The following is a 19,131-nucleotide window of genomic DNA, read 5'->3' on the forward strand; positions in this document are numbered from 1 at the left end:
GGGGAAGGGCGCGGGTACGCGAACGGCCGGCCCGGGGCGTCCCCCGGGCCGGCCGTCGTCGGTGTGACCGGCCTGCTGTCCCCTGCCGTCCGGTCACGCGAAGGAGCGAGGTCCCACGACGCACGTCCCACGGGCCGTACGTCTCATCGCTCCGGCGGAGCCACGCGTGGTGCTGGACCCGCGCCTGGCTGACGCGGCCACCCACACCAACGAAGGGCCGCCGGGCCGGTCACGGGCCGGACGGGTGACGAACAGACGGCTGGAGGGGACGCCTCAGACCCGGCCGCGGCACAGCTCCAGCAGCGTCATGGCGAGGGCCGTGCCGGGCTTGCCGAGGGCGTCGCTCCAGTGCGAGAGCACCTCCATCTCCCGCGACAGGTGCACACGGCGGCCGCCGGAGGCGATCCGGGCCTCCTGGATGACCGTCGAGACGGCCATGCGCTCCTGGATCAGGCCGATGATCCGGTCGTCGATGGCGTCGATGCGGTCGCGGGACGCCGCGATCAGCTGCTCGGGGTCCGCGTCCGCGGCGGTGGCGGCGGCGGGGGACACGGTGGCGGTGGCGGTGGCGGTCATGGCGGGGTCTCCTGTCGGTGGGGGCCCGCAGGACCGTGGAAACGCCGCAGCGCCCGGGTCCTGTCGGACCGGGGCGCTGCGGGAAGTCAGGTGCTCTGCGCGAGCATCACGAGGACCCATGGCTGCCGGACCGTCCGGTGCCATAGGTAAAGAGGAAGCTCAGCTGCCTGCGCACGAACCGGATTATTGCCCCGCCGGGCACCCGGGGCCAAACCGGTTCGGATGGTGAGACGAAAACGGTCCGCGCGTCCCCCGTTAGAATTGACAAAACAGCCCCCTCTTCCGCCGGAAGGCCGCCCCCGTGCCAGAAGCACCCTCCGCCGCCCACGACAGCGCCCCGGACACGGTTCTCGTCGTCGACTTCGGCGCCCAGTACGCCCAGCTCATCGCCCGCCGCGTCCGCGAGGCACGGGTCTACAGCGAGATCGTCCCGAGCACGATGCCCGTCGCCGAGATGCTGGCCAAGGACCCCAAGGCGATCATCCTGTCCGGCGGTCCGTCCTCGGTGTACGAGGAGGGCGCCCCGCAGCTGGACCGCTCGCTCTTCGAGGCCGGCGTCCCCGTCTTCGGCATGTGCTACGGCTTCCAGCTGATGGCGACCGCCCTCGGCGGCACCGTCGACAACACCGGCGCCCGCGAGTACGGCCGCACCCCGCTGAGCGTCAGCAAGACCGGCTCGACCCTCTTCGAGGGCACCCCCGCGGAGCAGTCGGTGTGGATGTCCCACGGCGACGCCTGCTCCGCCGCCCCCGAGGGCTTCACCGTCACCGCCTCGACCGACGTCGTCCCCGTCGCCGCGTTCGAGAACGACGAGAAGAAGCTGTACGGCGTGCAGTACCACCCCGAGGTGATGCACTCCACGCACGGCCAGCAGGTGCTGGAGCACTTCCTCTACCGCGGCGCCGGCCTCAAGCCCACCTGGACCACCGGCAACATCGTCGAGGAGCAGGTCGCGGCCATCAAGGCGCAGGTCGGCGACAAGCGCGCCATCTGCGGCCTCTCCGGCGGCGTGGACTCCGCGGTCGCCGCGGCCCTCGTCCAGAAGGCCATCGGCTCCCAGCTGACCTGCGTGTACGTCGACCACGGCCTGATGCGCAAGGGCGAGACCGAGCAGGTCGAGAAGGACTTCGTCGCCGCGACCGGCGTCCAGCTGAAGGTCGTCGACGCGCAGGAGCGCTTCCTGGCGGCCCTCGCCGGGGTCTCCGACCCCGAGGCCAAGCGGAAGATCATCGGCCGCGAGTTCATCCGGGTCTTCGAGCAGGCGCAGGCCGAGATCATCGCCGAGGCGGAGGGCGGCCCCGAGGTGGCCTTCCTCGTCCAGGGCACCCTCTACCCGGACGTCGTGGAGTCCGGCGGCGGCACCGGCACCGCCAACATCAAGTCCCACCACAACGTGGGCGGCCTCCCCGACGACATCGAGTTCCAGCTCGTCGAGCCGCTGCGCCAGCTGTTCAAGGACGAGGTCCGCATGGTCGGCCAGGAGCTCGGCCTGCCCGACGAGATCGTCCACCGCCAGCCCTTCCCCGGCCCCGGCCTCGGCATCCGCATCGTCGGCGAGGTCACCAAGGAGCGCCTGGACCTGCTCCGCGAGGCCGACGCCATCGCCCGCGAGGAGCTCACCGCCGCCGGCCTCGACCGCGAGATCTGGCAGTGCCCCGTCGTGCTCCTGGCGGACGTCCGCAGCGTCGGCGTCCAGGGCGACGGCCGCACCTACGGGCACCCGATCGTGCTGCGCCCCGTCTCCTCCGAGGACGCCATGACCGCGGACTGGACGCGCATGCCGTACGAGGTGCTCGCCCGGATCTCCACCCGCATCACCAACGAGGTCAAGGACGTCAACCGCGTCGTCCTGGACTGCACCAGCAAGCCGCCGGGCACCATCGAGTGGGAGTGATCCCGCCGGCCCCGCGCCGCACGTGAGACGGAGCCGCCGCCCCCGCCCGGGGCCGGCGGCTCCGCCGTTTCCGGCCGCCGCCCGCGCCCGCCGCCCGCGCCCGTCGCCCCCGGCCGCCGCCCGGGCCCTCTTCCTGCCCCTGGCCACTTGCGGGCCGCGCGGGTACCGTGCGCGCGCCGGCCCCGCGGCCGGCCGACGCCACCGAGGAGGGCAGCGATGCCGGACCAGCCCGCACCCGTTCCCGTGGACCGGCTCCGCTTCGAGATGCCGCCCGTCCACGACGACCCCGCCCGGGAGCGGGCCCACCGCAAGGAGCGCCTCGCCGGAGCGCTGCGCCTGCTCGCGCGGCTCGGCTTCGAGGAGGACCCCGCCGCGCTGGCCACCGCCCGCGACCCCGAGTACCCGGACTGCCTCTGGGTGAACCCCTTCGGGCGGGCGGCGGCCGCCCTCACCGCCGAGGACCTGCTCCTCGTCGACCCCGGCGGGCGCGTCCTGGAGGGCGGGCGCCGCGTCAACGGGCTCTCCTTCGCCCTCCACGCGGCCGTCCACCGGGCCCGGCCCGACGCGGTCGCCGCGGTCCGCGCACACGGCCCCTACGGCAGGGCGCTCGCCGCGCTCGGGCAGCTGATCGCCCCGCTCACCCAGGAGGCCTGCGCCTTCTACCAGGACCACGCCCTCGTCGACGAGTACACCCGCGGCGCCGGCGATCCCGCCGAGTGCGCCCGCATCGCCCGCGCGCTCGGCCCGTACAAGGCGCTCGTCCTGCGCAACCACGGGGTGCTCACCGTCGGCGCCACCGTGGACGCCGCCGCCTGGTGGACCGTCGCCGCCGAGCGGGCCGCCCGCGTCCAGCTCATCGCCCGCGCCGCCGGCCGCCCCGCGGCCATCGGACACCGCGCCGCCCTCGCCGCGCGCGAGCGGTTCGGCACCGACCTCGCCGCCTGGGCCGCCTACCAGCCGCTGCGGCAGTCCGCCGCGCACTGACACCCGTACGCCGCGCGGGTGACGTCAACATCATGAACGGACAATCACCTGCTCTGACATCGTGCGCAATCCGGAGCACTGCCGCAGTGGTGCACAATTCGCTGCCATCGCACCGTAGTTCAGAGAGGCGGCAGGCACGTGGCTGTCCAACAGATCTCCCGAAGCACCCACGGCGGCGCATGCACCTGCGACGACTGCCCGCACGGCGCGCAGGAGGGACACCGCCGCGCGGTCGCGGCGTTCCTGGAGAAACGGGACGAGTTCGCCGCAGGCCGCGGACTGCCCGCCGCGCTCGCCCGGTCCGCCGGCGCGTCCCGGCAGTGGGTCTCCGACGAACTCGCCCTCTCCGCCCGCACGGCCGCCGACCGCGGCCGCGAGGCGGGCAGCTCCTGGCTCCACGTCTTCTCCCGGCGGGCCGTCCTCGCCGTGTGGATCGCCGCCGGCATCCTCCTCGTCGTCCAGGTCGGCACCGCCCTCGGCACCGGCTGGTCGCCCGCGCGCACCGCCGCCCTCCTCGCGGCCGCCTTCCTCGCCGGGCTGCTCACCCTCGCCGCCCGCGCCCAGTCGGTGCGCGGCGGACTGCTCGCCCCGCTGGTCGGCGAGGACAACCGGCTGTCGACCTCGAAGGCCGTACCCGCCGCCTGGCTGCTGCTGACGGCGTTCGCCGGGCTGCTGCCCGCGCTGCGGCTGGCCGCCTCCGCGCCCGGCCCGGAGCGGCAGGCGCTGTACGAGGGCCTCGGGCTGGTGCGGGCGCTGCCGCTGCTGGCGATCGTCGCGCTGACCTCGGCGGTGGCGGTGCTGGTGCGGCGCGTCGTCGCCGTGCGGATCCTCGGCCAGCGGCTGCAGAAGCTGCCCGCGGACCGGCCGCGCGGCGCGGACCTGCTCACGGACGACGCAGGCCGGGGCAGCCTGCCCGACGCCCAGTACGTGCTGGTCTCGACGGTGGTGCTGGCGTACGCGGCGGTGTCGCTGGCCCGGTTCCCGGACCGGCTGCCGCGGCTGCCGTGGGCGCTGGCCCTGCTCGTCGCCCTGTCGGCCGCGGTGTACCTGGCCGCGAAGTTCGCCGAGGTGACCCGGCCGCTCGTGCTGTCCGTGGTCCGCAGACGCGAGCCCGGAGACCTGGACGCGGCCGTCCGGCCCGGCGACGACATCGAGATCCGCGGGGTGGGCTTCGTCCCGCCCGGGGCGCAGACCCCGGAGATGCTGGCCCGGCTGGTCGTACGGATCGGGGCGGTCCACGTCCACGTGCCGCTGGTCCCCGTGGTCGGCGGGCTGCTGCCGCTGCGGATCTTCCTCGGCGCGACCTTCGTCTACGCGGGCCTGGACAAGCTGACCGACCCCGCCTTCCTGTCCGCCTCCGGCGCCGGCTCCATCGGGGAGCTGATGCGCGGCGTGCGCGACACCTCCGCCGTCCCGGAGCTGGTGGACCTGGCCCTGCGCTCGCCCGTCGCCTTCGCCCTGGCCATCGCCGTCGGCGAGATCGCGGTCGGCGTCGGCGTCCTCGCCGGCCTCCTGACCCGCCTCGCGGCCCTCGGCGGGCTGCTGATCTCGCTCAGCCTGTGGCTCACGGTGTCCTGGCAGGTGTCCCCGTACTACTACGGAAACGATCTCGCCTACCTGATGGCGTGGACGCCGCTGGTGCTCGCCGGGGCGCCCTACTGGTCGGTGGACTCGCTGATCCGGTCCGCCCGGTCCGAAGGCTCGGCCAGGCTGCGGCGGTCGCGGCGCACCGCGTAGGCCACCAGCCCCACCAGCGCGGCCAGCGTCAGGCCGCCGGCCGCCATCGGCACCACCAGGAACCACGGGGTGTCGATCTCGCCCGCCGCGTCGAGCAGGTAGAGCGCGCCCGCCGCGGTCAGGACGAGGCCGGCCAGGAACCGGCCCGGCTGGAACTCATGACGCCGCACGGGCCACCTCCACCTGTCCCACACCCGCTTCGAGGTGCAGCTCCACCGTTCCCCCGGCCTCCGTGCCGCCGGCCGGCGCCACCGTCTCCCGCCGGGTCTCGCCCTCGCCCCGGATGCGCACGTAGGAGCGGGTGTCGTCCGGCATCCGGATGTCGCCGAGCCGTACGGAGGCCTCCGCGCGGGCGGTGACCTCGCGGGGCACGATCACCTTCAGCAGTCCGGCGTCGATGCCGGCGCGCACGGTCAGCGTGCTGCCCTTCGGCACGTCGAGCCGGCTCAGGTCGAGGGTGGCGGTGCCGGTGCCGGACTCGTACACCGGCTGGACGTCGGCCACGGCGGCGGGGCGCCAGCGCACGTCCCGCCAGTCGGTGCCGATCTCCGCGGGCAGCGCCGCCGACACCGCCAGCAGCCCGGCCGTGGCCAGGGCCATCAGGATCGTCCCGAAGCCCGTACGGCCGCGGAACGAGCTGACGGCGAGGCCGAGGCCGAACACCGCGAGCACCGAGGCGAGGCCGACCTGCAGGGCGTGCGAGAGGGTGCTGTCCTCCCACACCGCCGCCGTCGCCACCGCGCCCGCCAGCACCGCCAGGACGAACAGCCGGCCGCCGATGCCGCCGCGGGGCCGCCCCGGCCCGCCCGGCCGCGCGCCGGGCGGCCTGCCGCCGGGGCCCTTGCCGCCAGGCTCCGCGGCCACGGCCGAGTCGTCCGGCCCCCACAGGTAGCCGGAGCTGCCGACCGGGCCGGTCGTGCCGTCCTTCACCAGCGGGTCCCGCCACCAGGAGGGCGCGCCGGGCGCCGGCGGCGCCTGCGTCTCCGGCGGGGCGGGGCGGGCCGCCGTCTGAGGCTCCGCCTCGGGGACGGCCGTGCCGCGGTGGCGCTGCGACCAGTACGCGGCCCCGCCCAGGGCGAGCACCACCAGCACCGAGAACGCGGCGAGCCCGCCGTTGTCCAGCATCGACAGGAACACCGCGCAGCCCACGAGCGCCGCGAACAGCGCGGCCAGCGTCGTCCCCTCGACCCGGCCGGTCAGCAGCTTCTTCGCCTCGCTGTCCTCCTCGCCCTCCACGGGCAGCACCAGCCACGCGACGCCGTAGAAGAGGAGTCCGACACCGCCGGTGACGGTGAGCACGCCCAGCACGATCCGGAAGACCACGGGGTCCAGGTCGAAGTAGCGGCCCAGGCCGCCGCACACGCCGGCGAGGACCTTGTCGCGCCCGCTGCGGCGCATGGGCGGACGCTCGGCGGGCCGGTCGGCGGGCCGCCCCGGTGCGGCCCCGGGCGCCTGCGGGTCCGCCGTGCCGGAAGCGGCCGGCGGCGGGGAGTCGTGCTCGGTCATGGCTCCATGGTGGAGGCGCCCCGCGGCGCCGGGCATCGGGGCCCCACCCTGGTGCGACCCTGAGATCCCCCGGGGAGGGCTGGGGGGATGCCCTGATGCCCCGCACCGCCCGCGCGTGTGACCATCGGTGGCATGCCCGCCTCCGCCGCACCGCGCACTCCGCACGCCCCCGACCCCGCCGACGAGGCACCGCAGCGCCGCCTGTACCGCAGCGCCGACGGCCGCATGCTCGGCGGCGTGGCCCGCGGGCTCGCCGGGCACCTCGGGCTGCCGGTCGTGTGGGTGCGGCTCGCCTTCTTCGGGCTGTTCGTCTGGGGCGACGGGCTCGGCGTGCTGCTGTACGCCGCGTTCTGGGTGTTCGTCCCGCTCGGCCTGGGCGGCCGCAGCGGGGGCCGCTCCTTCCACGAGCTCTTCGAGACCCTCCCCGACGGCGGCCGGCGGCTGCGCAAACCGGCCAAGGGGCAGATCACCGCCCTGGTCGCGCTGTGCGTCGGCGCCGGCATCTTCCTCTCCAAGGTGCAGTCCGGCGGCGCCTCGGGGCGCTACGTGTGGCCGACGCTGCTCGTCGGCGCGGGCGTCGTCCTCGTCTGGCGGCAGGCCGACAACGCCCGCCGCGAGCACTGGGCGGCCGGGCCGGGCGGCAGCCGGCGGATGCTCCAGCTCGCCCGCGCCTGCGCCGGCATCGCGCTCGTCGGCATCGGCCTGACCCTGTTCATCGTCGTCCGCGGCTCGGCCGCGCAGCTCGGCAACGTCCTGACCGCCGCGCTCGCCGTCCTCGCCGGGATCGCCCTGCTCGCCGGTCCCTGGCTGATCCGGATGACGCAGGACCTGTCCGAGGAGCGGCTGATGCGCATCCGCGCCCAGGAGCGCGCCGAGGTCGCCGCGCACGTCCACGACTCCGTGCTGCACACCCTCACTCTCATCCAGCGCAACGCCGACGACGCGGGAGAGGTGCGCCGGCTGGCCCGCGCCCAGGAGCGCGAGCTGCGGAACTGGCTCTACAAGCCGGAGGGCACAGGCAAGGAGGAGGCCGAGGAGCCGGCCACCCTCGCCGAGGCCGTGAAGAAGACCGCCGCCGAGGTGGAGGACCACCACGGCGTGCCCATCGAGGTGGTCGTGGTCGGCGACTGCCCCCTCGACGAGAGGCTGGGCGCGCAGGTGCAGGCCGCGCGCGAGGCGATGGTCAACGCCGCCAAGTACGGTGGCGAGGGGGGCCCGGTGCAGGTGTACGCCGAGGTGGAGGGGCAGACCGTGTTCGTGTCCGTACGGGACCGCGGGCCGGGCTTCGACATCGACGCGGTACCGGACGACCGCATGGGCGTACGAGAATCGATCATCGGCCGGATGCAGCGCAACGGCGGGACCGCACGGCTGCGGTCCGCGCCCGACGGCGGCACGGAAGTCGAGCTGGAGATGGAGAGGGCGGCGAAGGCGGCATGACGGAGCGATACGCACAGGCGGACGCGGCGGGCGCGGCGGACGCGGCGGGCCGGCGGGTCCGGGTGGTGCTCGTCGACGACCACCGGATGTTCCGCGCGGGCGTGCAGGCGGAGATCGGCGACACCGCCCGGACCGGCGTGGAGGTCGTCGGCGAGGCGGCCGACGTCGACCAGGCCGTCACCGTCATCACCGCCACCCGGCCCGAGGTGGTCCTCCTCGACGTACACCTCCCCGGCGGCGGCGGGGTCGAGGTGCTGCGCCGGTGCGCCCCGCTGACGGCGGCCGCCGAGAACCCGGTGCGCTTCCTGGCCCTGTCCGTGTCGGACGCGGCCGAGGACGTCATCGGCGTGATCCGGGGCGGTGCGCGCGGGTACGTCACCAAGACCATCACCGGCGCCGACCTGGTGGACTCGGTCTTCCGGGTACAGGAGGGCGACGCGGTGTTCTCGCCGCGGCTCGCGGGCTTCGTCCTCGACGCGTTCGCCTCGACGGACGCCCCGCCGGTCGACGAGGACCTCGACCGGCTGACGCAGCGCGAGCGCGAGGTGCTGCGGCTGATCGCCCGCGGCTACGCGTACAAGGAGATCGCCAAGCAGCTGTTCATCTCGGTGAAGACGGTGGAGTCGCACGTCAGCGCGGTGCTGCGCAAGCTCCAGCTGTCCAACCGGCACGAGCTGACGCGCTGGGCGACGGCCCGCCGCCTGGTGTGAGACGGCAGGGTCCCGCGGGGCCCGTGGGACCGGCGGGGCGGTGCCGATCCGCCGCCGGGCACGTTCTGTGACACACGCCGCAGGGCGAAGGGGGAACCCCGAGGGGGGTCGGGGCGTTCTTGGCTGGCGTGACGAGCTTGACCGGGACCCCCGTGTTCGTGGCGGCGATCGCCCTGACGGCGATCGCCGTCCTCCTGCCGCTGGCCGTGTGGAGCAAGGTGCGCGGCCCCGCCGCCGTGCGCGCCCTCACCCGCGTGCTGATGATGGTGTTCGCGCAGGCCACCGCCATCGCGCTGGTGTTCATCGGGGTGAACCGCGAGCAGAACTTCTACACCACCTGGGGCGACCTCGTCGGCACGGGCGACTACGTCCAGGCCGCCGAGGACCTCGGCCCCGACGGCCTCGGCGGCAAGAAGGTCGAGGAGGCTCCGAAGGTCAAACAGCAGTTCCGCCCCGTCGAGGACGTTCCCGGCGGCCGGGTCCAGGCGACCGAGCTCGACGGGAAGATCTCCGGGGTGAAGGGCGACGTCCTCGTCTACCTGCCCCCGCAGTACGACGACCCGGCCTACAAGGACCGCAAGTTCCCCGTCGTCGAGCTGATCCCCGGCATGCCCGGCTCCGGCAAGTCCTGGTTCAAGGGCCTGAAGGTGGTGGAGAAGCTGGAGCCGCTCATGAAGAACGGCCAGGTCCAGCCCTTCATCCTGGTCTCGGCGCGCACCATGCTCCTCGGCGACACGGAGACCGGCTGCGCCAACATCCCGGGCCGGGTCAACGCCGACAGCTGGCTCAGCGTCGACGTCCGCAAGATGGTCACGGACAACTTCCGCGCCTCGGACGACCCCCGCTCCTGGGGCGTCGCCGGGTACTCCGCGGGCGCCTACTGCGCCGCCAAGCTGGCGATCTCCCACCCCGACCGGTACGCCGCGGCCGTCTCCATGTCCGGCTACAACGACCCGGGGATGGAGCCCGCCTCCCTGCTGCGCGAGGACCCGGTCCTGCGCCAGCAGCACAACCTGCACACCATGCTGAAGGCCGCACCGGCCCCGCCCGCGGTGTCCCTGCTCGTCACGGGCGGCGAGAACGACGGCTACCAGGCCGGCATCGCGCTCCAGCAGGCGGCGCAGCACCCGACGAAGATCGAGGTGCAGAAGACGACCGGCGGCCACACCATCGACGCCTGGGTCCGGCAGCTCCCGCAGGTCTTCGCCTGGCTGGGCACCCAGGTCAAGGCCCCGTAGCGGCCGCCCCGGGCCCGCCCGCCCGCGGCGGTTCAGGCCGGGCGGGAGGCCCCCGCCCAGGGCATCGAGTCGATCGGCGCCACGCGGACCGTCGAGCCCGGCCGCGGGGCGTGGATCATCTGCCCGTTGCCGATGTAGAGGCCGACGTGGGTGACGCCGGAGTAGAAGAACACCAGGTCGCCCGGGGCGAGCTCGCCCCGGGACACCCGCCGGCCGGCGTTGATCTGCGTGTACGTCGTACGGGGCAGGGACACCCCGGCCGCGCGCCAGGCGGCCTGCGTCAGCCCGGAGCAGTCGTACGCTCCCGGCCCGGTCGCGCCCCAGACGTACGGCTTGCCGACGGCGCCGTACGCGAACGCGACGGCGCGTGCGGCGCGCGAGCCGTCTGCGGGCGGGGCGGGGGCGGCCGCCGCCTGCCCGGCGCCGGCCTGCGAGGCGCCGCCGCCGGCCCCGGCCTCGTACGCGGCGCGCTCCTCGGCGGTCAGCCGGGCCAGCAGCCGCCGGGCGGCCTCCAGCCTGGCCTCGACGGCGGACCTGTGGCGGGCGAGCTCGCCCTCCCGTTCGCGCAGCTCGGCGAGGTGCCCGGCGGCCGCCTTGCGCAGGCCGCCGACCTCGTCGAGCTGCCGGCGCACGGAGGCGACCTCGGCGGCGCTGCGGTCGCCGGCCCGGTCCAGCAGGGCGGCCCGGTCCAGGAAGTCCTGCGGGTCGTCGGACATCGCCAGGCGGACGGCGGACGACAGGCCGCCGCTGCGGTACTGGCCCGCGGCGAGGGCGCCGAGCGTGCGGCGGGCCTCGTTCAGCCGGTCGGTGCGGCGGGCGGTCTCGTCGCGCAGCCCGTCCAGGGTGCGCTGGGCCTCCTGCGCCTTCTCCTTCGCCCCGTTGTACCGCTCGGTGGCGGCCTCGGCCTCCTCGTACAGCCGGTCGACCTCCGCCTTGATCCCGGCGGGGGTCTGCCGGGGGTCGGCGTGGGAGGTGCCTTCGAGGGCGGTGGCGGTGGCAGCGCCCGCCAGGGCGAGGGTGGCGGCGGTCCGGACGGTGCCGCCGCGGAGCGGGCGCTGCCTGGGCTTTCGGTGACTGGCCACGCGGGCCTCACGTCCTTCCTCCGGTCGGGGCTCGGTTCGGAGGAGGACGCTAGAGGGCGGGGCGGCGGTCGGACGGCGGGATGACCGCAATGTGTCCCGACGCGACCGGTTCTGGCGGCTGGGCGATCAGTGCCAGAGGACGGCGATAAAGATGTTGACCACCGTCAGGGCGCCGACGGTCCCGAACAGGGCCTTGTCGACGCGCTCCTCGTCGCGCTTGACGTAGACGAGGCAGAGGATCACGAACAGGACGGCGAGCTTCACGCCGATCTTGATGTGGTTGACGGTCCCGCCGTCCATCTCGCGGAAGCCGACCAGCAGGACGCCGGTGACCAGCATCGTCAGCGCGCCGTGCAGCATCGCGGGCGTGAAGCGTGCCGTGCCGGCGCCCATCGCCTTCATCTGGGTCAGGAAGCCGCCCAGCAGCGAGGCGATCCCGATGATGTGCAGGCCGACGAAGACATCGATGAGTACGTCCATGCGGTCGAGCGTACGGGGGCCCGCCCGGGGCCCCGGCAGGGGGGCGGCGCCGGTGTGAGATACGGCGGATTCCTCCGGGCCGGGGCCGGGTGTCCCCGCCGCCCCCTAGACTCGGAAGGCGATGAGCAGCCTCTTTGACGACAGCTTCCTGGCGGACCTCACCCCCTCCGACGAGGAGCCGCCGCCCCCCGAGGAGTACGCGGAGGACCGCGCCCCCGAGCCCGGCGCGGACGACCTCTTCGAGGGCCGCTTCGACGTGCCCCTGAGCGGTGACGCCTACTACCGCGACGGCACCCCCAGGCCGGTCATCGACCCGGCCGCCCTGCTGCACGGGCTGAACGAGCAGCAGCGCGCCGCCGTGGTCCACGCGGGCTCCCCGCTGCTGATCGTGGCCGGCGCCGGCTCCGGCAAGACCCGGGTGCTCACCCACCGCATCGGGCACCTGCTGGCCGCGCGGAACGTCCACCCCGGGCAGATCCTGGCGATCACCTTCACCAACAAGGCCGCCGCCGAGATGAAGGAGCGCGTCGAGCAGCTCGTCGGACCGCGCGCCGGCGCCATGTGGGTCTCCACCTTCCACAGCGCGTGCGTGCGCATCCTGCGCCGCGAGTCCAAGCGGCTCGGCTTCACCTCCTCGTTCTCGATCTACGACGCGGCGGACTCCAAGCGCCTCATGGCGCTCGTCTGCCGCGACCTGGACCTCGACCCGAAGAAGTTCCCGCCGAAGTCCTTCAACGCCAAGGTCTCGAACCTCAAGAACGAGCTCATCGACGAGGACGCCTTCGCCGCCCAGGCCGCCGACGGGTTCGAGAAGACCCTCGCCCAGGCGTACGCGATGTACCAGGGGCGCCTGCGCGAGGCCAACGCGCTCGACTTCGACGACATCATCATGACGACCGTCCACCTGCTCCAGGCGTTCCCCGACGTCGCCGAGCACTACCGGCGGCGCTTCCGGCACGTCCTCGTCGACGAGTACCAGGACACCAACCACGCCCAGTACACGCTGGTGCGCGAGCTCGTCGGCACCGGCTACCCGGACCTGCCGCCGGCCGAGCTGTGCGTCGTGGGCGACGCCGACCAGTCGATCTACGCCTTCCGCGGCGCGACGATCCGCAACATCCTCCAGTTCGAGGAGGACTACAAGGACGCGACGACGATCCTGCTGGAGCAGAACTACCGCTCGACGCAGACGATCCTCTCCGCGGCCAACGCGGTCATCGAGCGCAACGAGAACCGCCGCGCCAAGAACCTGTGGACGCAGGCCGGCGCCGGCGCCGTCATCACCGGCTACGTCGCCGACACCGAGCACGACGAGGCCCAGTACGTCGCCGACGAGATCGACCGGCTCACCGACGCCGGCGAGGCCAAGGCCGGCGACGTCGCGATCTTCTACCGGACCAACGCGCAGTCCCGTGTCTTCGAAGAGGTCTTCATCCGCGTCGGCCTCCCCTACAAGGTCGTCGGAGGCGTCCGCTTCTACGAGCGCAAGGAGGTCCGCGACATCCTCGCGTACCTGCGCGTCCTGGCGAACCCCGAGGACAGCGTCCCGCTGCGCCGCATCCTGAACGTGCCCAAGCGGGGCATCGGCGAGCGCGCCGAGGCGATGGTCGAGGCCCTCGCGCTGCGCGAGAAGATCACCTTCCCGCAGGCGCTGCGGCGCGTGGACGAGGCGTACGGCATGGCCGCGCGCTCGACCAACGCGGTGAAGCGCTTCAACGCGCTGATGGAGGAGCTCCGCACGATCGCCGAGTCCGGCGCCGGGCCGGCCGTCGTGTTGGAGGCCGTGCTGGAGCGCACCGGCTACCTCGCCGAACTCCAGGCCTCGACCGACCCGCAGGACGAGACGCGGATCGAGAACCTCCAGGAACTCGCGGCGGTGGCCCTGGAGTTCGAGCAGGCCCGCACCGAGGGCGGCGCGGCGGCGGCCGGAGCGGAGGAGGGCGCCGCGGAGGAGGGCGCCGCGGCGGGCGGCGGCACGCTGGCGGAGTTCCTGGAGCAGGTCGCGCTCGTCGCCGACTCCGACCAGATCCCGGACGAGGACACCGAGGGCAGCGGCGTGATCACGCTGATGACCCTGCACACCGCGAAGGGCCTGGAGTTCCCGGTCGTGTTCCTGACCGGCATGGAGGACGGGGTCTTCCCCCACATGCGGGCGCTCGGCCAGACCAAGGAGCTGGAGGAGGAGCGCCGGCTGGCGTACGTCGGCATCACGCGCGCCCGCGAGCGGCTGTACCTGACGCGCTCCGCGATGCGCAGCGCCTGGGGCACCCCCTCCTACAACCCGCCGTCGCGGTTCCTGGAGGAGATCCCCGCCCAGTACCTGCAGTGGAAGCGCACGGGTGCCGCCCAGAAGCCGGCCGGCCCGGTGCGCGGCCAGGGCCACGGGTCGGGCAAGGCCTCGTTCGGCACCTCGCCGGAAGCCTTCCTGTCCTCGGCGCGCACGCGCTCGGGCCCCTCCGGGTTCGCGACGCGGCGGGCCGCGGAGAAGCCGGTGGTGGCGCTGGCGGTCGGCGACCGGGTGACGCACGACCAGTTCGGGCTGGGCACGGTGACGGAGGTGCGGGGCGCCGGCGCCGACGCACAGGCGACCATCGACTTCGGTGACGCCAAGCCGAAGCGGCTGCTGCTGCGGTACGCACCGGTGCAGAAGCTCTGACGCCGTGCAACGGGAGTGGGCCCGGGCCGTCGAGGCCCGGGCCCACTCCTGGGTCCTTGCGCGTGTCCGGCGGTGTCAGCTCGGGTTGAGGCCCTTGCCGCGCAGCCACGCCAGGGGGTCGACGGCGCCGCCGCCGCCGGGCCGGACCTCGAAGTGCAGGTGCGGACCGGTGGAGTTGCCCGAGTTGCCGGAGTAGGCGATCACGTCGCCCGCCTTCACCTTGCCGGACCGGATCTTGGTGCTGCTGAGGTGGCAGTACCAGGTCTCGGTGCCGTCCGGGGCGGTCACTATCGCCATGTTGCCGTAGGCGCTGTTCCACTGGGTGCGCACGGTGCCGTCGGTGGCGGCCATGACCGGGGTGCCGTAGCCCACGGGGAAGTCGATGCCGGTGTGCACCGACATCCACATGCCGCCGGCCTGGCCGAAGGAGGCGCTGAGGCCGCGCTGGGCGACCGGGATGGCGAACTTGGGGCGGGCCGCCTCCTTCGCGGCCTCCTCCTCCGCCTTCCGCTTGCGCTCCTCGTCCTGGCGCTGGCGCAGGTCGATGCGCTCCTGGGTGCGGCTCGCGCGGTCCGCGAAGTCCCCGGCGTCGGCGCTGAGCGCCTCCAGTTGGGTGTCGAGCTTGCTGTTCGCCGCGACGGGCTTGACCGACGCCGGGTCGGGCGCGGCCATCGTGGTGGTGTCCTCGGCGGGCTTCTCGCCGCCGGTCAGGCCGCCGACGGAGGCCGCGGCGACGCCGGCGACGCCCACCACGCACGCCGAGGGGACCGCCACCGTGAGCAGGGCGGAACGCTTCGCCGGGGTGCGGCGGCGGCCGCTGCCGCCGCCGGTGTGCCCGGACTTGGCGCCTGCGCGGCGCGAGGCCCGCGGGCCTGCGACGGGGCCGGCGGGTGCCGGGGTGACGGGCATGGCCTGCGTCGGGAGGTCGTGTACGGGGGAGGGCGCGTCGAACGCCTCGTCGGCCCCGGCTTCGGGGGCCGGTGCCGCGTCGGGCTCGAAGCCGGCCTCGAAGTCGGGAGTGAAGGCGTCTTCCGGGACCGCCTCGAACACGGCGGTGCCGGTGTAGGCGTCGTCCGCGTAGCCGGAGTCCTGCGGCTGCGGCTGCGGCTGCTGCGCCTCGGCCTCGTAGGCGAAGGAGAACGTCTGGGTCTGCTGCTGGTCCTGGGGGACGGTGTTCCAGGCGGTGGCGTCGTACGCGCCGGTCTCCGTGCCCGCGGTGCCGTATCCGGGCGCCGCCCACTGGCCGGTCTGGTCGTACCCGAACGCGGCGGCCGCGGACTGGTAGTCGGTGCCGGGAGCGGTCCAGGCGCCGGTGTCCCACTGGCCGGTGGCCGCTTCCTCGTGTGCGCCCTGGGCCGGGATCGTCGGCAGGTAGCCGTCCTGGGCGTAGCCGGTCTGGGGGACCGCGGTCCAGGCGGCGGTGGCGTCGTACGCTCCGGCGGTACCGGTGTCGTAGGTGCCGTACGCCGTGTAGTCGTAACCCTGGCCCTGCGTTTCATAGGAAACGTAGGGGGAGTCACCGGCGAAAGTGGTGGTCGAAAGGCCGTCGTACCCGGGATCGGGGTACAGGCCCGACGAGGGGCGGTCGTTCACCAACTTCTCTTTCGCCTCGGCAGTGGGGGCCTGGGTGGCCAGGGACGGGGGAATCCCTGGGGAGAGCAGTGGCGTGACTGTACCCGGCGGTCACTGGCCACGACAATCTTCGGCGGGGTTCCGGCTGAGCGGAACCGGGCATTCGGCTGTCTTTCGGCCCGTCCCATGCCCAGCCTTGGCCTTGAGTTCGAAATTCGTTCGACTCCGGCGGGGTGCGGTGCTCAAGCGGCCGGGGCCGCCTCGCCGGATGTCTCCGCGGCCGCCGGACCCGGCCCGTCGAGGACCCGCCGGACCGCCGCCGCGACGGCCGGGTGCACGGCCAGCGCCAGGTGTCCGATGCCCCTGACCTCGATGTTTTCCGCCATCAGGTCGGGGTGCTCGATGCGCGCGGCGTCCGCCGGCACCATCAGCTCGTCCCACCCGCTCCAGAACGCCACGCATCGGGTGCGGCAGCCGGGGGAGGGGGCGCGCAGCTCGGCGATCAGCGGGGAGTCCGGGCGGATCTGCCGGACGAGGGGGTGGGCGTCCATGAACGGCGCGACGCGCGTACCGGAATGCGGGGAGCCCAGCGTGACGAGGGTGCGCACGCGCGCGTCGCCGCCGAGCCGCTGGACGTAGTACCGGCCGACCAGCCCGCCCAGGCTGTGCCCGACGAGGTCCACCCGGTCCCGGCCCGTCCGCTCGCACAACTCCTCGACGCGCCGGGCGACGCGCCCGGCCGCGGCGCGCACGTCGCGCGTCAGGGGCGAGTAGTTGTGCGCCTCCACCCGCCGGCGGCCGTCCGCGGCGAGGTGGCGGCGCAGCAGGACGAACACGGACCGGTTGTCGGTGAAGCCGTGCAGCAGCAGCACCGGCGGGTGCACGCCGCCCGGCCCGGGCTCGGCGGGCTTCTCCTGCCGGATCCCGGTCGGGTAGTGCACGACGTGCGCGCCGAACAGGACGGCCTCCAGGACCCCGGCTCGGGCGAATGCGGAAAAGGGCGCGGACAGCCACGGCGACAGCCCCATCGACGGCCTCCCCTAAGACCTTTGGGACTGCTGCCGACCGCGCCGCCGTGCCGTGCGGCTGCCGGTACGGTGGCGCGGTGCCTGGCGGTGCGGCTCCCCCGGCGGTGAATCAACGCCGTCCCACGTGTGATTTCCCCCTCCCGCTTGACCGTGAAACGGCGGCGTGCGCGATGCTGTACTTAACGTTCGTTCACTCGGGAGGCAGTGCGATGGGTGTGACCGGTCCGATCCGTGTGGTGGTGGCCAAGCCGGGTCTCGACGGCCACGACCGCGGCGCGAAGGTGATCGCGCGCGCCCTGCGGGACGCGGGCATGGAGGTCATCTACACGGGCCTGCACCAGACCCCCGAGCAGATCGTGGACACCGCCATCCAGGAGGACGCCGACGCCATCGGCCTGTCGATCCTCTCGGGTGCCCACAACACGCTGTTCGTCCGCGTGCTGGAGCTGCTGCGGGAGCGCGAGGCCGAGGACATCAAGGTGTTCGGCGGCGGCATCATCCCGGAGGACGACATCGCCCCCCTCAAGGAGAAGGGCGTGGCCGCGATCTTCACCCCGGGCGCGACGACGACGTCGATCGTGGACTGGGTGCGCGAGAACATCAGCCGCTGACCGCGCCGCCCCGGGCGGCCCGCCCTCCGAGGAGTGCGGGCCGCCCGGCGGCGGGTCACACGGCGGTGCGTCACACGGCGGGCCCCGCGGCGAGTTCGGCGAGCATCGCCGCGCGCAGCCGCAGGGTGGCCGTCAGCCGCTGGAAGGCCTCGGCCCAGTACGCGCCCGCGCCCGCGGTCCCGCCGGGGTCCGCCGCCTGCTGCGCGGCGGCGGTCAGCGCCTCCAGCCGGCCGGCCTCGGCCGGGTCGAGGCAGCGCTCGGCCAGCCCCATCACCCCGCTGAAGCTCCACGGGTAGCCGCCCGCCTCCCGCGCCGCGTCGAGCGCGTCGACCACGGCCCGGCCGAGCGGCCCCGCCCACGGCACGGCGCACGCCCCGAGCAGCTGGAACGCCTCGGACAGTCCGTGCGCACCGACGAACCGGGCCACCCAGCCGGCCCGTTCCCCCTCGGGCAGGACCGACAGCAGCCGGGCCCGCTCGGCGAGCGAGGCCGTGCCCGGGGCGGTCGCGGTCGGGGCCGCCGGCGAGCCGAGCAGCGCCGCCGCCCACTCCGGGTCCCGCTGCCGCACCGCCGCCCGGCACCACGCCGCGTGCAGCTCCTCGGCCCAGCTCTCACCCCCGGGCATCGGCAGGGCGACGATCGCGGCGGCGTCCAGGCCCCCGAAGCGGTCCCGCCAGCAGGACAGCGGCGCCGCCTCCACCAACTGGCCCAGCCACCAGGAGCGCTCGCCGCGCCCGGCGGGCGGCCGTTCGGCGACTCCGTCGCGCAGCATGCCCGCGTCGCACTCGGCCGGCGGGGCCACGCCGGCCGGCCCGACGCAGGCGAGCGCCCGCCGGGCCATCCGACGGGCCAGTGCGGACTGCGGCAGCGCCGACAGCAGCTCGGCGGCGGTCGCCCGGACGTTGCGGCTCCGGTCGTCCAGGGCGGCCTCCAGGAACGGCTCGTCGCCGGCGGACAGCCCGACCCGCAGCGAGTCGAGGAACATCAGCCGGTCCTCGGCGCGCTCGGTGGCCCAGGTGGACGACAGCAGCCGTACCGCCGCGGCCGGATCGCGGGCCCGTACGGCGCCCAGCAGGCCCGCCCGCTCCGCGAACAGCCCCTCCTGCCACAGCCGCCGCACCGCGGCGGTGTCCTCCGGGTCGGGCAGGCCCCCGCCCGCCCCGCCGCGCAGCGCGAACCTCCAGTCGGGGTTGAGCCCCGCCAGCCACATCCCGCGCGGCCCCGCCAGGGCCAGGGCCTGCGGGCGCAGGTCGCTGCGGGCCCGGGCGGCGTCGAGCAGCGCAGGCAGCAGCGCCGCGGGCGCCCGGTAGCCGTGCCGGCCGGCGGCCGCCAGCCACTGCGGCAGCAGTTCCGCCAGGTCCGGCGAGGCCCCCCGCCGCCCGGATCCACCTCCCGCTCCGGCCCACCCGGCCAGCAGCTGCGCGAGCCGCCGCCGGGCGGGCTCCGGCGGCTCCGGCCGCGGGTCCGCAGGTGCGGGCCGCGGCCGGGGCGCCGCCTCGGCGGGCCTCAGCCCGGCGCGGCGGCGCAGCGTGTGCACGGCCGCCGCGTCGAGCAGCTCCCGCGGGCTGCCGCGGCGCCGCCCGGTGCCGAGCAGCGCCGCCCCGACCAGCTCCCCCC

General features: G+C 74.7%; 16 protein-coding genes and 1 pseudogene. 9 read left to right on the forward strand and 8 right to left on the reverse strand.

The genetic code is table 11. The features are described 5' to 3' along the window. Positions 1-273: 273 nt before the first annotated feature. A complete protein-coding gene (locus tag EF903_RS12970) occupies positions 274-576 on the reverse strand; it encodes a chorismate mutase (RefSeq protein WP_125543369.1) in 303 nt (100 codons plus the stop codon). 301 nt (positions 577-877) lie between these two features. On the opposite strand from EF903_RS12970, the gene guaA reads away from it, so the two are divergent. The 4 genes and pseudogenes from guaA to EF903_RS35200 all read left to right on the forward strand — a co-directional run bounded on the left by guaA (position 878) and on the right by EF903_RS35200 (position 5,191). After that, the gene (gene guaA, locus EF903_RS12975; protein ID WP_125543370.1) at positions 878-2,470 is read left to right on the forward strand and encodes a glutamine-hydrolyzing GMP synthase; all 1,593 of its coding nucleotides are present in this window, start codon (positions 878-880) and stop codon (positions 2,468-2,470) included. A 216-nt stretch (positions 2,471-2,686) separates the two neighbouring features. Then, positions 2,687-3,454, forward strand: coding sequence for a class II aldolase/adducin family protein (locus EF903_RS12980; protein WP_125543371.1), 768 nt, complete (start codon positions 2,687-2,689; stop codon positions 3,452-3,454). A 138-nt stretch (positions 3,455-3,592) separates the two neighbouring features. After that, positions 3,593-4,726: pseudogene (locus EF903_RS12985) on the forward strand (hypothetical protein); the annotation flags it as partial. Next, positions 4,715-5,191: a DoxX family protein gene (locus EF903_RS35200; RefSeq protein WP_260615159.1), complete on the forward strand. Its 477-nt coding sequence runs from the start codon at positions 4,715-4,717 to the stop codon at positions 5,189-5,191. The pseudogene EF903_RS12985 and the gene EF903_RS35200, both read left to right, overlap by 12 nt. On the opposite strand, the gene EF903_RS12990 is transcribed toward EF903_RS35200, so the two are convergent. Together EF903_RS12990 and EF903_RS12995 are read right to left on the reverse strand one after the other, a co-directional pair. Beyond that, entirely contained in the window at positions 5,110-5,361 is a 252-nt protein-coding gene (locus EF903_RS12990) for a hypothetical protein (RefSeq protein WP_125543373.1), read from the reverse strand. The genes EF903_RS35200 and EF903_RS12990 overlap by 82 nt on opposite strands. Beyond that, positions 5,348-6,697 (reverse strand): PspC domain-containing protein, encoded by a 1,350-nt coding sequence (locus EF903_RS12995; protein WP_260615150.1) that lies wholly within the window; start codon positions 6,695-6,697, stop codon positions 5,348-5,350. Before EF903_RS12995 ends, EF903_RS12990 begins: the two co-directional genes overlap by 14 nt. Positions 6,698-6,829: 132 nt before the next feature. Here EF903_RS12995 and EF903_RS13000 point away from each other — a divergent pair, with 132 nt between their 5' ends. The 3 genes from EF903_RS13000 to EF903_RS13010 all read left to right on the forward strand — a co-directional run bounded on the left by EF903_RS13000 (position 6,830) and on the right by EF903_RS13010 (position 10,085). Then, positions 6,830-8,137 carry an ATP-binding protein gene (locus EF903_RS13000; RefSeq protein WP_125543375.1) on the forward strand — a complete coding sequence of 436 codons (1,308 nt, stop codon included), beginning with the start codon at positions 6,830-6,832 and terminating at the stop codon, positions 8,135-8,137. Then, entirely contained in the window at positions 8,134-8,847 is a 714-nt protein-coding gene (locus EF903_RS13005) for a response regulator transcription factor (protein ID WP_125543376.1), read from the forward strand. The genes EF903_RS13000 and EF903_RS13005 overlap by 4 nt, the downstream gene beginning before the upstream one ends. A 128-nt stretch (positions 8,848-8,975) precedes the next feature. After that, entirely contained in the window at positions 8,976-10,085 is a 1,110-nt protein-coding gene (locus EF903_RS13010) for an alpha/beta fold hydrolase (RefSeq protein ID WP_312845920.1), read from the forward strand. 32 nt (positions 10,086-10,117) lie between these two features. Here EF903_RS13010 and EF903_RS13015 read toward each other — a convergent pair whose 3' ends face one another. Beyond that, a complete protein-coding gene (locus EF903_RS13015; protein WP_125543378.1) occupies positions 10,118-11,167 on the reverse strand; it encodes a C40 family peptidase in 1,050 nt (349 codons plus the stop codon). A gap of 126 nt (positions 11,168-11,293) precedes the next feature. Next, on the reverse strand, positions 11,294-11,647 hold the full coding sequence (locus EF903_RS13020) for a hypothetical protein (RefSeq protein ID WP_125543379.1): 354 nt from the start codon (positions 11,645-11,647) through the stop codon (positions 11,294-11,296). A 121-nt stretch (positions 11,648-11,768) separates the two neighbouring features. Here EF903_RS13020 and pcrA point away from each other — a divergent pair, with 121 nt between their 5' ends. Further along, entirely contained in the window at positions 11,769-14,303 is a 2,535-nt protein-coding gene (gene pcrA, locus EF903_RS13025; protein ID WP_125543380.1) for a DNA helicase PcrA, read from the forward strand. Between the two features lie 75 nt (positions 14,304-14,378). On the opposite strand, the gene EF903_RS34020 is transcribed toward pcrA, so the two are convergent. Together EF903_RS34020 and EF903_RS13035 are read right to left on the reverse strand one after the other, a co-directional pair. Continuing rightward, on the reverse strand, positions 14,379-15,896 hold the full coding sequence (locus EF903_RS34020; protein WP_185902643.1) for a M23 family metallopeptidase: 1,518 nt from the start codon (positions 15,894-15,896) through the stop codon (positions 14,379-14,381). A gap of 221 nt (positions 15,897-16,117) precedes the next feature. Next, positions 16,118-16,903: a triacylglycerol lipase gene (locus tag EF903_RS13035; RefSeq protein ID WP_125543381.1), complete on the reverse strand. Its 786-nt coding sequence runs from the start codon at positions 16,901-16,903 to the stop codon at positions 16,118-16,120. Between the two features lie 209 nt (positions 16,904-17,112). Between EF903_RS13035 and EF903_RS13040 the strand changes: the two genes are divergently transcribed. After that, positions 17,113-17,514, forward strand: a complete 402-nt coding sequence (locus tag EF903_RS13040) for a cobalamin B12-binding domain-containing protein (RefSeq protein WP_125543382.1) — start codon at positions 17,113-17,115, stop codon at positions 17,512-17,514. 70 nt (positions 17,515-17,584) lie between these two features. On the opposite strand, the gene EF903_RS13045 is transcribed toward EF903_RS13040, so the two are convergent. Beyond that, a complete protein-coding gene (locus EF903_RS13045) occupies positions 17,585-19,123 on the reverse strand; it encodes a DUF5691 domain-containing protein (protein ID WP_260615160.1) in 1,539 nt (512 codons plus the stop codon). Positions 19,124-19,131: the final 8 nt, after the last annotated feature.

This window comes from Streptomyces sp. WAC05292, from assembly GCF_003949955.1.
GTDB classification, from domain to species: Bacteria; Actinomycetota; Actinomycetes; order Streptomycetales; family Streptomycetaceae; genus Streptomyces; species Streptomyces globosus.